17 protein-coding genes are annotated in these 15,085 nt (G+C 32.6%); 5 read left to right on the forward strand and 12 right to left on the reverse strand.

Features of this window, described 5'->3' with window-relative positions; translation table 11 throughout:
• Positions 1-28 precede the first annotated feature (28 nt).
• The 3 genes from MMJJ_RS00275 to MMJJ_RS00285 are packed head-to-tail and all read right to left on the reverse strand — an operon-like array spanning position 29 to position 2,131.
• Positions 29-775, reverse strand: a complete 747-nt coding sequence (locus MMJJ_RS00275; protein ID WP_104837157.1) for a coenzyme F420-0:L-glutamate ligase — start codon at positions 773-775, stop codon at positions 29-31.
• Between the two features lie 16 nt (positions 776-791).
• Complete coding sequence (gene aroE, locus MMJJ_RS00280) at positions 792-1,628, reverse strand: shikimate dehydrogenase (protein ID WP_104837158.1); 837 nt, start codon at positions 1,626-1,628, stop codon at positions 792-794.
• A gap of 5 nt (positions 1,629-1,633) precedes the next feature.
• Positions 1,634-2,131 (reverse strand): UPF0254 family protein, encoded by a 498-nt coding sequence (locus MMJJ_RS00285; RefSeq protein WP_104837159.1) that lies wholly within the window; start codon positions 2,129-2,131, stop codon positions 1,634-1,636.
• Positions 2,132-2,406: 275 nt separating this feature from the next.
• Here MMJJ_RS00285 and MMJJ_RS00290 point away from each other — a divergent pair, with 275 nt between their 5' ends.
• The 5 genes from MMJJ_RS00290 to MMJJ_RS00310 all read left to right on the forward strand — a co-directional run bounded on the left by MMJJ_RS00290 (position 2,407) and on the right by MMJJ_RS00310 (position 6,126).
• On the forward strand, positions 2,407-3,453 hold the full coding sequence (locus tag MMJJ_RS00290) for a CheF family chemotaxis protein (protein ID WP_104837160.1): 1,047 nt from the start codon (positions 2,407-2,409) through the stop codon (positions 3,451-3,453).
• 84 nt (positions 3,454-3,537) lie between these two features.
• Positions 3,538-3,909: a response regulator gene (locus MMJJ_RS00295; RefSeq protein WP_104837161.1), complete on the forward strand. Its 372-nt coding sequence runs from the start codon at positions 3,538-3,540 to the stop codon at positions 3,907-3,909.
• A 15-nt stretch (positions 3,910-3,924) separates the two neighbouring features.
• The gene (locus MMJJ_RS00300; protein ID WP_104837162.1) at positions 3,925-4,614 is read left to right on the forward strand and encodes a chemotaxis protein CheC; all 690 of its coding nucleotides are present in this window, start codon (positions 3,925-3,927) and stop codon (positions 4,612-4,614) included.
• Between the two features lie 20 nt (positions 4,615-4,634).
• Positions 4,635-5,243 (forward strand): chemotaxis protein CheC, encoded by a 609-nt coding sequence (locus MMJJ_RS00305; protein WP_104837163.1) that lies wholly within the window; start codon positions 4,635-4,637, stop codon positions 5,241-5,243.
• 70 nt (positions 5,244-5,313) lie between these two features.
• Positions 5,314-6,126, forward strand: a complete 813-nt coding sequence (locus MMJJ_RS00310) for a CheR family methyltransferase (protein ID WP_104837164.1) — start codon at positions 5,314-5,316, stop codon at positions 6,124-6,126.
• 24 nt (positions 6,127-6,150) lie between these two features.
• On the opposite strand, the gene MMJJ_RS00315 is transcribed toward MMJJ_RS00310, so the two are convergent.
• The 9 genes from MMJJ_RS00315 to MMJJ_RS00355 all read right to left on the reverse strand — a co-directional run bounded on the left by MMJJ_RS00315 (position 6,151) and on the right by MMJJ_RS00355 (position 14,930).
• The gene (locus tag MMJJ_RS00315) at positions 6,151-7,554 is read right to left on the reverse strand and encodes a methyl-accepting chemotaxis protein (RefSeq protein WP_104837165.1); all 1,404 of its coding nucleotides are present in this window, start codon (positions 7,552-7,554) and stop codon (positions 6,151-6,153) included.
• 16 nt (positions 7,555-7,570) lie between these two features.
• The gene (locus tag MMJJ_RS00320; RefSeq protein WP_104837166.1) at positions 7,571-8,035 is read right to left on the reverse strand and encodes a chemotaxis protein CheD; all 465 of its coding nucleotides are present in this window, start codon (positions 8,033-8,035) and stop codon (positions 7,571-7,573) included.
• Between the two features lie 10 nt (positions 8,036-8,045).
• Positions 8,046-10,808: a chemotaxis protein CheA gene (locus tag MMJJ_RS00325; protein ID WP_104837167.1), complete on the reverse strand. Its 2,763-nt coding sequence runs from the start codon at positions 10,806-10,808 to the stop codon at positions 8,046-8,048.
• A 4-nt stretch (positions 10,809-10,812) separates the two neighbouring features.
• Positions 10,813-11,910 carry a protein-glutamate methylesterase/protein-glutamine glutaminase gene (locus tag MMJJ_RS00330; protein WP_104837168.1) on the reverse strand — a complete coding sequence of 366 codons (1,098 nt, stop codon included), beginning with the start codon at positions 11,908-11,910 and terminating at the stop codon, positions 10,813-10,815.
• Between the two features lie 43 nt (positions 11,911-11,953).
• Positions 11,954-12,397: a chemotaxis protein CheW gene (locus tag MMJJ_RS00335; protein WP_013999368.1), complete on the reverse strand. Its 444-nt coding sequence runs from the start codon at positions 12,395-12,397 to the stop codon at positions 11,954-11,956.
• Between the two features lie 10 nt (positions 12,398-12,407).
• Complete coding sequence (gene trmY / locus MMJJ_RS00340) at positions 12,408-13,004, reverse strand: tRNA (pseudouridine(54)-N(1))-methyltransferase TrmY (RefSeq protein WP_104837169.1); 597 nt, start codon at positions 13,002-13,004, stop codon at positions 12,408-12,410.
• Positions 13,005-13,012: 8 nt separating this feature from the next.
• Positions 13,013-13,825: a 4-hydroxy-tetrahydrodipicolinate reductase gene (dapB, locus tag MMJJ_RS00345; RefSeq protein ID WP_104837170.1), complete on the reverse strand. Its 813-nt coding sequence runs from the start codon at positions 13,823-13,825 to the stop codon at positions 13,013-13,015.
• Between the two features lie 8 nt (positions 13,826-13,833).
• Entirely contained in the window at positions 13,834-14,484 is a 651-nt protein-coding gene (locus tag MMJJ_RS00350) for a phage infection protein (RefSeq protein ID WP_104837171.1), read from the reverse strand.
• 113 nt (positions 14,485-14,597) lie between these two features.
• Positions 14,598-14,930 carry a ribonuclease P protein component 4 gene (locus MMJJ_RS00355; RefSeq protein WP_104837172.1) on the reverse strand — a complete coding sequence of 111 codons (333 nt, stop codon included), beginning with the start codon at positions 14,928-14,930 and terminating at the stop codon, positions 14,598-14,600.
• Positions 14,931-15,085: the final 155 nt, after the last annotated feature.

The following is a 15,085-nucleotide window of genomic DNA, read 5'->3' on the forward strand; positions in this document are numbered from 1 at the left end:
GATAAATAATTAAATTAAAAATATTCAGTTATCTGAATACATCTTCTTCTTTTTTTCTGATTAATTCTTTTCCAGTTCCATTCGTAAATGGAACAGGCGCATTTCTAATAATTACAAGGGGAATTCCCTCATTAGACTGCCCCATAACAGCAGAAGCAGTTGCTGCAAGTTCATCTGCAATTCCAACCTCTGTTGTTTTTAATTCCCTTCCAAATAAGTCTTTTTCCCCTTTTCTATCCCAAAGTCCGCAAACTCCACTAATTCCGATTGCAATACCGCATGAACCTTTTCTAAAAGGTCGGCCCATACTGTCGTTAATAATTACGCCAACTTTTTTTCCAGTAATTTTTTCAAGTCCCATTCTAATTTCTTCTGCGCTTTTATCTGGATTTTTAGGCAGTGGTTTTATTCCTTTTGATGTGTTGCTTTCATCAACTCCACTGTTTGCACAAACAAATCCGTGTTTAGTTTCAGTTATTATAAAATTAGGTCCTAATTTTACGATTTCGTTTGATTCGTCTAAAATTACCTGAACTACTTCTGGTTCTTTCCCAAGTTTTTTGGATAATTCCATAGCTTCATTGGATGGGGTTATTTCATTTTTTAAAATCACATTCTTTTCAATTTTCGAAACAACAGTTTCTGCAATAACTATTACATCTTTATCTTCAAGAGGGTATGTGGAAATAAGCTCTGCTAACGTATAATCTTCATTTCCACTGATTAATGGAATTTCAAGGCCGATTACGTCCATTTTTACTCTTTCTTTTATCATTTTTTCCCACGATTTTTTAAATTTTTGAAATAATACTTTTCTTCATCACGAATATGTCTGGTTTTATTCCTGTCCATATCTCAAAGGAAACTGCACCCTGGTATACCAACATTCCAATGCCATTAATGGTTTTTGCGCCATATTTTTTCGCTTCTTTTAAAAAAACAGGTTCAAGGGGGTTGTATATCAAGTCCATTACAACAGCATCTTTTTTAATGTTATGTAATGGAATAACTGGATCTACTTCAGTATTTGGATACATTCCAACAGGCGTTGTATTTATTATTATGTCAAAATTTTCAATGTTAATATCAAGGCCTCCGTAATTTAGGGGATTTTCCTTTTTCAATTTTTTAGAAATTTCTTTTGAAAGATTTTCTGCTTTTTCAATATTTCTATTTACGATTGTTAAATTATTATCCTTTGCAAGTTCGAAAGAAACAGCTCTTGAGGCACCTCCTGAGCCTATAATTAAAATGTTTTTATTGATTAAAATGCCAGTTTTTTCTTCAAGTGCTTTTTTTACACCAATTCCGTCAGTGTTATATCCTATTGCTTTTCCGTTTTCAATTTTTACAGTATTGACTGCCCCAATGACCTCTGCATCACAATCAATTTCATCAAGATATTTCATGATATTTACTTTATGGGGGATTGTAACGTTAAAACCCCTAAAATTAAGTGCTTTTGCACCTGTTACAACGTCTTTTAAATTTTTTTCTGAAACGTCAAATGCAAAGTACCTGTAATTTATTTTAAGGTCTTTTATTGCAGCGTTGTGCATTATTGGTGAAAATGAATGATCTATAGGATGTCCAATAAGTCCGACTAGTTTTGTTTTAGAGTCTATCAAGATTATCACTTTAAATTGTATTCTTTTTTTAAAATATCAATAAACGTATCATATGCTTTTTCTATTCCATTTTCCTGTCTTTTTGTTATGTTCTGTCCTTTTAGTAGATCTCCATAAACATCTGACGAAAAAACATAATCACTGTAATCTGTTAGTATGCAAACTGCACCAAGTCCAATTCCTGCGGTACTCGAAATTGCAATATTACAATTTAATTTGTTTTTGAGTGCTTTTGCAACTAATTTAGCTACTAATATATCATTTTCCTGATTATATGCTTTCGAATATTTAAAAACATAATCAGGCTCTGGTAGTTTAACCTCTAAAAGTGATTCGATTCCTTTTTTCGAGGGTAAAAACATTGAAGCCATTACATATACATTCCCGTGAATCATATCATAATTTGAATCTTTTTCAAATTCTTTATATCCGCAGGCAATTTTGTGTATTTTAGTTCCAATTTTTCCGTGAGTAAAGCATTCTGCAGTAGCGACTGAAATCATAATACTCCCATTATTTTTTATTGAGTGCTATTAAATTATTTAAAAAACTACTATAATAAGGTATTTCAAGCTAAATAGGAACTGCTACTAACGTAAAAGTAGCATAATTGTTTTAAGACTAAATATCAAACAAATATGGTTTATTTAATTTTTAAATTAAAATATATAATTATAATATCAAGGCTAAACATTTTTAATCATAAATGGCAATATAATAATCTTGTTTGTACGAACTTGTGAATAATTTTAATTTTTAATTTACAAAAGGTGTTATTGTGGCCAAATCTAAAATTATAGCAACATTTAAGGGCAAAGGGGTAATTGTAACTCCTTATACGTTAAGAGATCCATTCACTAAATGGAAAAACTTTCAAATGCAGCTTTATGAAGATTCTATAGAATTTATTTTTGAAAATAAGGTAATTGAGGCAAGTTTTGACCAAATAGATGATATGGGATTTGAACTTCCAAGAAAAGCTCTCGAAATTGCAAAAAACAACCTGGACGATATTTCAGTTTACGGCTCTTTTAAATTAAATCCTCCTGATGAAGATAAATTTAGTATAGGTTTTGCACCTGAAGCTTCCATTTATGGGGAAACTACGATAAATGCATTCTTAAAAAAATTATTCCAACAGTTATTGAATAAAAAAGAAATAAAACTACAGTATGCAAGAATTGTTGGCGGTTCTGTAGATATATCTTCAGAATGGGAAGATGGATGTTTGGTATTTGCTAAAAAACCCGTAAAAAAAGGAGTTTCTGTTATCGAAGAAATGGTGCTCGCAGTTGCAGTAACTTCCGGAGATAAACCAAAAGTTTATGATTTATTTAATAATATTGAATCAGTTTCACTTGAAACTAAGAAAATTGACGAAGAAGATAAAGAAGTGCTTGAAATAAAGCAGTTGAGGGGCGGAGAAACAGTAAATTCATATATTCACATCCCTTCAACGAAACTGCTATATGTTTTAAGGTACATTTCCAAATTAACAAAATATCACAACACCATTAAAAGTTTACTTCCAAAATCAGAAGATGATCTTGATTCTGAAATGGCTGTTGAGAGTTGGAGTGGAGATAAACTCAAAAACGAGGTTGAACAGTTAGCGCCAGAAGAACAGGAAATATTAACTGCGATATATACTGGAATCACGTCTCTTGAACTTCCAGGTATGATGGGAATGGATATCGATGAAGTCGAAAAAGTTCTTGAAAAATTGATTGATCAAGGATTTTTGGATCTTGTTAGAATTAGGAAAGAAACAGATTTAACCGAAAAAGGAAGAGCAGTTACAAACTTTATTATTACAAATTTCTAAGTTACAAGCTACCTACATAAAAAATACAAATAGTAGTATTCTAAAAATAACTTTAAACTTGTTTTTATTTATCGAGGTGTATTAATGGCAAGTATTGTAAAAACAATGATTGTAGATGATTCTGCATTTATGAGGAACATTTTAAAGCGAATTTTATCAACAACAAATAAATACGTGGTAATTGGTGAAGCAGCTAATGGAGCAGAAGCAATTAAAATGGCTGAAGAGTTACAGCCTGATTTAATCAGTATGGATATTGTAATGCCTGAAACTGATGGAATAACTGCTACAAAAGCAATAAAGGAAAAAACCCCTGAAATCAAGATAGTAATGTGTACATCCGTAGATCAAGAGCAAAAAATGATTGATGCTGTAAATGCAGGTGCAGATGGATATATTGTAAAACCATTTCAGGCACCAAAAATTTTAGAACAGTTTAACAAATTGTTTCCTTAATCGAGAGGTTTTACCATGAAGTTTTCCGAAAACGAATGGAAGAAACTTCTTGAGATTATTGTGGATGAAGAAGCAGGTGTGGAAACAATGGTTGTTAAAAATAACTATGATTTGAAAGATGTAAAAGCTTTTGAAGATATAGGAAAAGCTGCCGCAGAAAAAGCTGCAAATTTTGTTCAGGAAATGAGTGGCGACTGTGTTGAAGTTAAAATTTTCAAAATAGAACTCAATTCCGCACAAGATTTGATGAATATGGTATCTAGCCCTGAAAATAGCGTTTTTACAAAAATAGACTTTAACGGCGATATTGCAGGAACTGGAGTTTTAATCTTTTCGGAAGAATCCGCAAAAAGCATGGCTGATTCAATGCTTCTTGGAATGGGTATGGAGGGAGATTCTAATGAGACTTTTTGTGAAATGAGAGTTTCTGCAATAAACGAAACCTGTAATCTTTTAATTTCTGCGTTTGTTGATACAATTGCAAATTTCATGAATACATCTCTTAACATGACACCCCCAGAATTTTCCACGGGGCAGTTGAGTAACTTAGTAGAATATGAATTAAAAAATCACGAAATAGGATCTAATGATACGCTGTTTACATTTAATTCAGAGTTATTTTCTAAAGGAATAGGCTCAGGATTTAATGTATTTATTGTAATGGATCCAGAATCTACAGATAAATTATTTGAAAAATTAAATTAAAGGGCTTTCACGGTGTTACTTTGGGAGTAATCGAAACAATAAATAAATTGGTTGATATTGGAAAAGATGCGGCAGAAAACACTGCCAGTGCGTTTACAGGACTTACCTGTGAATCTACAGATATTCATTTTACAGGGCTTAGTTTTGTACCTGTTGAGTACATTCCAGAACAGTTCAGTGATGAAACATGCAAAGTTGTAAAAATAAACTTTGATGGCATTCTTTCTGGAACATCGGTTCTTATGATAAACGAAGAAGATTCTGTAAAGTTAGAAAAGCTTTTATTACTCGATCTTGTATGGGATGGGCTCGTTAATAAAACAGAACTTCCTGATTACGAAGAAATTGAAGAATCTGTATTAAATGAGGTTGCAAACGTAGTTTTAGCTTCATTTTTAAATGTATTTGCAAACGCACTTGGTAGCGAAATAAATATAACAACTCCCGAATTTACAAAAGACAGTGGATTTAATATTGTTGAATCTTTAGTTTTGGAAATGGCAGATAAAGGAATTGATAATATGCTGGTTTTTGATAATAAAATAGATATTATTAGAAGATTCCCCATAAAAATTAATATTTTTATAATGATAGACCCTGAAAAGCTTGAAAACCTCGATAAATTATAATTAATAAATTTTTTTAAGTTTTATTCTTACACGACTTTTTATTTTTTCAGATCTTATGCTGGTGATTTTGATGGATGATATGTATTTTAAAAGGATTAAACGTGATATTGGCACAAAATTAAAAATACAGGTGGACCAGTACAAGGATACTTACATTTTAAGGCGTGTTTCAGTTAGAATGAGGCTTTGCAAATGTAAAGATTTTAAAGAATATTACGAATATCTAACAAAAAATCCTTCAGAATATGAAAAACTTGAAAATACGCTTACTGTAAATGTAACGGAATTTTGGAGAGACAGGACAGTTTATAATGAACTTAGAAACGTCTTTGAAAAGATGGTAACTGATAGAACCATTAGAAGTATTCGAATCTGGAGTGCAGGCTGTTCTTCAGGGGAAGAACCGTATGGTTTAGCAGTTATGATAAAAGAATTAATGGAAAAACACAACCAAAAATTTTTAAGAGTAATGATTACTGCAACGGACCTTGACAAAGAGATATTAGAAAGGGCAAAAGAAGGAACCTACATTTCAAAACAATTTAAAAATATGGATCAGGATGTTATCGATAAATATTTTGATAAATTAAATGATAAAGAGTACCAGATTAAAAAAGAAATAAAAAGAATGGTTCAGTTTAAAAAACACGATCTTATTAAGGAAGGGCCCATGAAAGACATGAATATGGTTCTTTGTAGAAACGTTATAATCTATTTTGAAAAAGATATTCAGGAAAAATTATTTATGAAATTCCACGAAGCTTTAAATGATGGTGGATATTTGGTTTTAGGAAAAACTGAAATGCTTCACGGGGATTCAAGAAATGCTTTTAAACCTTCAAACCACAGGGAAAGAATTTATCAAAAATTAAAAATAAATTAAAAAATTACTTTTTTAAAAAAATAATTATTCTGTTTTAAATTTACTTACATCTTTTGAGATTTGTTCAGATGATTTAGTTATTTCTTCAATTGAATCGTCAATTTCATTCATAATTCTGCTCTGTTCTTCTGCAGATGCAGTTAATTCCTCTGCAGTTGCTGCAAACTCTTCCGAAATTGATGCAATATCCTGTGCATTTTTAAGAGCATTTTCTACGTTGTTCGCGGCTTTTTCAGCATTAATTTTTATTGAATTTATTTTTTCAGATGTGGTTTCTACACTTTCTTTTATTTTTAAGAAAGCACCGTTAACTTCGTCAATTGCGATAACTCCTTTATCAACTTCGTCTTTTCCAGAAATCCCTAGATCAATCGTAGCTTCAACTTTTCTGTTTACGCCGTTAATTGTCCTGTTAATATCTTCAACTGACTTTTTGATTTCTTCTGCTAAAGATTTAATTTCACTTGCAACAACTGCAAATCCTTTTCCTGCATCCCCTGCACGAGCAGCTTCAATTGATGCATTTAGTGCTAAAAGTCCAGTTTGTTCTGCAACGTCTTTAATTAAAACTGTAACTTCATTAATTTTTTTGGATTCATTTCCAAGTTCCTGAATTGCTTTTCCAAGGTTTTCGATAACATTGGTGATACTCTGCATTGTTTCAATTGCATTTTCAACTTTTTTAACTCCCATTTCAGAGTTTTCTTCAATTTCAAATGCTGCAGTAACTGTATCATCTGCTGCATCGGTAACTGCCGAAGTAATTTCTGATGTAGCTTCAAGCTGGTCAGATACATCCTGTAATTTTGCAGATTGGTCAGCTGCCGCAGTTGCAACCTGACTTGCTGCATCCGCAACCTGTTCTGAAGTTTCTTCAGCCCTTACAAGATCTTCTTTTGCTTTTAAAAGTTCAGCATTTAAATATTCAATCTGTTTTTTAAGGTCGTTTACCATTGTTGAGACATTTACTATTGCATTGTTTGTTGTTACTTGTAACGCATTATACTTTCTATTTGTGTCTGCCCTTATTGTGAAATCTCCCTGTTCTAAACTTTTAAATATTGTGTGGAGTTCTGAAAATGTATTTGCAACATCTTTTTTGTAAGTTTTTAAAAAATTTTCGTCTTTTTTTAACTTTTCAAAGTTAGAAATTACTGTTTCAACCATTTCTTCATCGCAATGTTTGTATTCTTTCCCAATTATTTTTGAAGAAGAATTTAAAAAATTTGTTACATTGTCAAGATATGTTTTTTTAAGAATTACATATCCAATTGCTGTAGAAATTACAATTGAAACAATAAACACTACGAATAATATATTTAAATTAAAAGATGAAGCCGCTATTAATGCATAAAAACTGACAAAAATGATTGCCGAGGATAAAATTGCCGTAATTAATAATGGCACATAAGGTTTTTGCATTTTCATATCTATCACCGTATAATTATATAGTTTTGAGTTCACTGCCAGTTCTAACTAAAACACTGCCGTCTTTAAGTGATAATGTTATAGTTCGGCCTGTGTAGCCACCAAGATCTTCAGAGGCTATTCTTAAACCCATTTTTTTGACTTCTTGCCTCGAAGCTTCAATATTTTTTTTGCCAACATCTATCGTATTTGAATTACATTTAAACATTGCAGCGCCACCTGCAAGTTTGGTGGTTAATTTATCTTTTCTAGCGCCAAGTTTAGCCATTCTATTGATTAATTCGGGGATTGCAGTATTTGCATACTTTCCAGGATTTTTTTCTGATGAATTTCTGGATTTTGGAAGCATTACGTGCGCAACGCCACCAATTTTTTTGCCCCTATCGTAAAGTATGATTGCAACACATGAGCCTAACAGAGTTTCAATCGATTCAGGGTTTTTAGCAACGCCAATATCCCCCATTTTTACTTTTAAAACCATGCTGATCGTCCTAAATGTTGTTTAAATCTAATATCAACGCTACGCGACCATCCCCTAATATTGTAGCTCCAGCAAGTCCATTAATATTTTTAAGTATTCCTGTGAGTGGTTTTACAACTATTTCATCCCTTCCAATAACTTCATCAAGGATCATTCCAACTTTTCCTTTATTTTTCTCGACAACTACAACATAGAGGTCGTCGGAATCGGAAAATCCTGATGTATTCAATGCATCTTTCAGCCAGATTACAGGCAAGATATGGTTTCTGTAAATTATTGCTTCCTGCCCTTCTAAATTTTTAATCTGTTCTTTTTCAACTGAAATAACATCTAAAACGCTCGTCAATGGCAGTGCATAGATATGCTCATTTAAGCGGATTAACAGGGTCTGTATGATTGCCATTGTTAATGGAAGATGCAGGGTTATTTCTGTACCTTTTCCAACTTCGGAATTTACTGTAACGCTACCTCCAAGTGATTCAATTTTTGACCTTACAACGTCCATTCCTACGCCACGTCCGGAAACGTCGGATACAACTTCCGCGGTGCTGAATCCTGGAAGGAAGATAACATTAACAGCTTCGTTATCGGTTAATTTTTCAGCTTCTTCTTTTGAATAGAGTCCTTTTTCAAATGCTTTTTTACGCATTGCATCAGGGTCTATTCCCTTACCATCATCCCTAATTATAATATTTACTCTATCTCTCTGTCTTGTTGCAATTAATTTTAAAATCCCTTTTTCAGGTTTTCCTAATTTTATTCTTTCATCTGCATGTTCAATACCGTGATCGAGAGAATTTCTAATCAGGTGAGTTAAAGGTTCTGCAAGTTCGTCGAGAACAGTTCTATCCAGTTCAATATCTGAACCCTCTATTTCAAAATCAATTTCTTTGTCGAGCGCTTTTGCAGTATCCCTTACGGTTCTTGGGAATCTATTGAATACAAATGCAACCGGGATCATCCTCATACCCATTACTTCTTCTTGAAGTTCTGTTGCAAGCATGTTGAGTCTTCCAACTGCATTATGGAGTTCTTTTAAATCGTATTTCGTAGCAATTTGGGTAAAGTTTGCTCGGTTTATTACAACCTCACCGACTAAATTCATCAATTTATCGAGTTTTTCAATGTTTACCCTTACAGTCTGCGACTTTTTAGATGAAGAATTTTCAGCCTGTTTTTTTGAAGTAGCATCTACCGTATTTTTAATTTTTGTATTGTCCTTTGAATTATTGGTATTTTTTTGAACATTTACCAAAAATTCAGTTATTTCAGGAGTTTTTGAGATTATTTCTTTTATATCATCTTCTGATTCATCGCTATCGTAATAAATTGTAACTGTGTTTCCGCCGAGATTTCCTTCCTGTATTTTTTCTTCAGGAGGTTCGGTTTCCAAAACATTTCCTTTTTCCTTCAAATCTTTAATGACCATGTATGCTCTAACGGCTTTTAATAGACATTCTTCATCTATTTTAATATTAATTTTGAATTTTGCAAGTGTTTCCAAACTTTTTTCTTTTTCTAGAACTTCTGCATCAGCAACTTGATTTACTGTTGTTTCAAGTTCAAATTTGACTTCTGTTGATACCACATATTCCATTTCACATACTGAATCTAAAATATCTATACTGTCCAAATCAGTTGAGATTAAAACATCCAGTTCTCTAGAACCACTTGATAAAAAGTTTTCTTCTGCAGGAACTGATGCTATTATGGTTCCAATTTCTTTTAATTTAGAAAGCACCATTGTTAACCGAACTGCTTTTAACAGGCAGTCTTCAACAACTTTTGATTTTACATGGTAAATTTTTTTATTTTCATTTATTTCAGAAATTAATTCTTTGGAAACTTCTTCTAAATTGAATATGGTATGGTCCAAAATGATCTCTTTATCATCTACTGATTCGCCAACAGTTTCTGATAATGTAATTGAAATTTTTTCATTTAATTCTGAATAGTCGTAGTTAGAACTGGATCCTGTTTCAACTACTTTTGCAATCTGTTGCATTGTTGAAAGTGCTGATTTTAGAACTGAAAGTGAATTTTCAGTTATTGCAACAGTTTCATTTAGCATTGCAGTTGAGAGTTCATCGATATTTTTTACAGTATCTTTTAATTCACTGTATTCGAGGGCATCAAGGATTGTTAGAAGTGCGGAAGCTGATTCATGCATTTGATTTAAAACACTGTCTAAGTTTTCAGGTTTTTCAACTACAAAATTATTAGATTGTCCTTCGATAAGTATGATTGAGGATTCATCTACTAAATGGATAGAACCTGAATTGGACGAGATATTGTTAACAGTTTTTTCTTCAACCTGTTTTTTAGCAACTTCATTAGGATCACTACAATCTAAAGGATCTTCTTTAGGGTTTTCTCCAGAAAGATACTTCTCTTTAACAGATTTAATTACCTCAACGAGTGAATCCACATCAACACTTGTTGTATCTTCTCCATCGCTAACTTCTGAAACCATTGTTTCAAGAGCATCGAGGCATTTGAAGAGTAAATCAACTATTTCAGGATTTACTTTTATTTTTCCATCCCGGATGTAGTCCAAAATATCTTCCATGTGGTGAGTTAATGAGGATATATGTTCAAATCCCAGTGTTCTTGCTGACCCTTTCAACGTGTGTGCAGACCTGAAGATCATGTTGATAATTCTTTCAGAGTCTTCAGGGCAGTTTTCAAGTTCAACCATATTTTGATTTAATGATTGCAAATGTTCTTCCGCTTCAGTCATGAATAGTTCTTTATACTGTTCCATATCGTCCATGGTATCAGCCCCCTATTTTTTTGGCGAATTTAATGATTTCTAAAGGAATATCTATTGGATCCATAACTTTATCGACTACATTCATTTCGATTGCTGTTTTGGGCATGCCGTAAATAACACATGTGTCTTGATTTTGTGCAATGGTATATCCGCCCTTATTTTTTACCATTTTTAGCCCGTTTGCACCATCTCTTCCGATACCTGTTAAAAGTACGCCAATTGTGTTTTTTCCATAATATTTTGTGACGTATTCGGCAGTTACATCCACGGTTGGTTTCGTTCCATGGATTTTTGGCATATTTTCATCAATTATGATGTATACATTGCCACCTCTTTTTTGAAGAACCATTTGGGAATCGCCTGGTGCAACGTAAGCATGGTCGGGTTTTACAATTTCACCATGTTCTGCTTCTTTAACGGTAATTGCTGAATTATTGTTCATCCTTTCGGCAAAAACACGGGTAAATCCTTTAGGCATGTGTTGAACTATAAAAATTGGAGGTGTGTTTTTAGGAATATTCGAAATTATGCTTGAAACCACTGGTGGCCCACCTGTTGAAGAGCCTATTAATATTGCAGTATCATTTAATTTTTCAGGAGAAAGTCCAGAAGTTTTTTCAACCTGCGGTTTTGGAGTACTGCTTTCCGCCTGTTTTTCTTTTTTAATAGTTTCTAAAATTCGAGATGATTTAATTCTTACTTTAGATTTTGAAGCATTTTTAACCTGTTTAATTATTTTTTCCCCGATTTTTCTAATATCCAGTGAAACAGAACCTGAAGGCTTTTCTATAAAATCAACTGCGCCATTATCCAGTGCTTTTAATGTAGCTTCTGAGCCCTGTTTTGTTACTGCGGAAAGCATGAGTATGGGGGTAGGTTTGTATGCCATGATCTGTTTTGTAGCATCAATTCCATTCATGATCGGCATTTCAACATCCATGGTAATTACATTTGGTTCTAATTTTTTCACAAGCTCGAATGCTTCCTTTCCATCTTTTGCGGTAGCAACAACTTCTATTTCGTCATCGGATTTTAAAATGTCTTCTAAAACCTTCCTCATAAATGCTGAATCATCTACAATCAGAACCTTTATTTTACTCATGTTTTCACTTGTTTTTGGTAATTAGGGGATTTTTTTAGGTTATTTAAAATTCTTGCGGGTCAATTAAATTTTTGATATCAAGAATAATGATTAATCTATTTCCAATTTTTGCAATGCCTTCAATGTATTCTCCGCTTGCATTTTTCTTGATTCCTTCAATGTCTTCGATCTGTTCAGCTGAAATCTGCATTACGTCACTTACGGAGTCGACCAATATTCCAATTGGAACGCCATCAATTTCTACAACCATTACAAGCTTTTCATCAACGCCTTCGTCGCCTAAATCTTCAAAAAGATTTAATTTTCTTCTTAGATCAATGATGGGCATTATTTCGCCACGAATGTTTGTAACTCCAACAATGTAATCAGGCGTATTTGGAATTGAAGTAATATCTTGCAATTTTAAAACTTCTCTCACACCAGTTACTCTTAAACAATATTCATTGCTTGCTAATTTGAAAACTACTACTTTTGGAACATCATCCATGCTAAAAACCTCATTTTAACCTATCTAATATATTATGAACAAGAATTATGCAGTGATCGGCATGTAATTCTAAAGGCGACAGCGATATTTTTTCTGCACCAAGTTCTTCCAAAAATTCTTCGTCCTTATCGCCAATTCCGATATGGTCGCCAAGTACGAATAAAAAATCTTCGTCATCTTTAAATTCAAAATCTTCAAGTGGTTTTCCGTTTAAGTGGAGGTAAAAAATTCGTTTTCCTTCATTTTTCTTTTCCAGAATAATATCTCTAAATTCACGTTTAGAAGAATATATTCCAGAAGTACTTTCTTTCCAGAGTTCAGAAGCATCTTTTTCAAGTGCTTTTTTGATAAAAAGTGCAATACTCCTTTCATCAGGACTGACTCTTTTTAATTCACTTCCAACGAATTTCAGTGCAACTGGAGGGTTTGGAGATCCATAGTTAACACTGTAAAAAATAGTATCTCTTCTCATATCGTGAGAAAGAAAAAATGCGCTGTTTACACAGCGACATAGCAAATCCAATCTTCCAGAACTTCCTGGAAGATCTTTTAAGTTAATTTCACCATTAGTTACGGCTTTGTTAGCTTTAATTATAAATTCTTTCAAAATTTCACCTAATTAAGGTCTAAAACATCAAAAGTATTGTAAATACCTTCTTTCTTTTGAGCAACAAATTTAATTGCAAGGACTGCTCCTGAAACGAGGGACTGTCTGCTGGTTACCCTGTGTGAAAGTTCAAGCCTTTCTCCTTCTGTTGTGAATATTACGCTGTGGTCTCCAACAATATCTCCGCCTCTTAACGCGTGGATACAGATTTCTTCTTTTGTTCTTTCTCCAGTCATTCCTTCTCTTCCGTAGATTACGTTGGAGTCTCTGTTTAAGTTGTTTTGAATAATTTCAGCAGCTCTTAATGCAGTTCCGCTTGGTGCATCTTTTTTGAATTTGTGGTGCATTTCAAGAATTTCGATATCGTAATCCCCGAGTTTTTGTGCTAAAAGTTCAAGGGTTTTAAAGAATATATTTACACCAACTGCATAGTTTTGTGAAATGGTTGCAGCAACTTTGTTTTTTGAAATTGCATCTTCCATTTCAGCTCTCTGTTCAGGCGTAAATCCAGTAGTTCCAATAACTAAATTTACTCCAAGTTTGCTCGCTGTTTTTGCGGTTTGAACACAAGGCGCTGCTGCAGTAAAATCAACTAATACTTCTGCACCAGATTCTTTTAAAACAACTTCAAGTTCGTCTGAAGTACTTAAGGCTACACCAATTTTTCCAAGGCCCGTTAATTCCCCAACATCTTGACCTTTTTTTGGGTGATTTGGAATATCAATTGCTGCAACTACATCTAATCCATCAGTTTCAGTAATTGTTTTTATAATTCCACTTCCCATTCTACCGAGTGCTCCTGTAACTGCTACTTTAACCATATTTCCACCTAAGCTTCCGCTTTTTCGTTAATATTGTCCATATAACTATCAATTTTACATTTTAAATTATCTACAACACCAGAAGCTCTGTCTATATTTTCAGGAGTAAACTCTTTTAAAATATATTTTATGTCCTGCACTCCTTCGTAAATTTCCTGAAGAAGGTTTAAAAGTCCTGAAATTTTGACATCTTGGGCATCCAATGCGTCGATTATTTTTTCAGAATTGTTATCAATACTTGATAATACGTTATCGATTTCTGAAGTAATTACATCTAATTTAGATGTCTGTTCATTATTTGAAGCTATTAATATATCCAGTTTATTATTAATTGATTCTAGTAAATTATTGTTTCCTTCAGAGCCTTTTTCAATTTTTTCAATCGAAACCGCTGGTTTATCCATTGCGAGTTTGATTTTGTTGAAAATATTGTTCATCGAATTTTTTAGATTATAAGCAAGAGATTCAAAGTCCTCATTTTCAGGGTTATCATATTCAGACTCTGGAAAATCAGGTTCTTCGCACGTAAATTCTTCAGTATTATATAAATCTTCGGAATTTTCGTTATCATTAATATTATTTTTAAAATCGCTATCTTGGTTTTGCTGATTTTCTTTTATTTTTTCGAATCGCTCAACGCTACTATCAAAAACTTCCATGATTATCGGCTCCATATAATGTAAGAATTTTTTTGCCGATTATATACTATATTGTTTTTGTGTAGGTAATTATGTTTATTACTAAAAATTTACGTATTGTTCAAAAAATATTTTTATTTTTTTGCCGTTTTTATTGGAATTCTTGTAATACTGTTGCAATCAAGGCAGGTAATTACAACGTGCGGGTAATTTTTTGCTTTTGTTCTTACTCTTGCATTTTTACCATATATTAAAAAAGAACCGCAATTTTTACAAATCCTTCTTTTCCATTCTTTTGGATAGGGCATTCTCATTCGCATTGCAATTTTTTTGCCCAAAAGTACGTAATTTTTTGAACGCTCAGTTTTTCCAGAGTTTGATTCTTTTTCAGCCTGATTCATCAATATATTGATACGTTCTTCTGCAACTTTTTTTGACTTTTCTAGAAATTTCTTTTTTAGTTTCATGTTTTTCCCTTATAATAATTATAAAAAATCAAATAGAAATCTGGTAAAATTATATAAAAAGGAATGTAAAGAATAGAGATTTCTTACTAAAATTTATATTGTATGAAACCGAATATGATTTGCTAAAGAATTTGCTAAAGATTTTTTATAATTAT

The organism is Methanococcus maripaludis (assembly GCF_002945325.1).
Taxonomy (GTDB): domain Archaea; phylum AGJL01; class Methanococci; order Methanococcales; family Methanococcaceae; genus Methanococcus; species Methanococcus maripaludis.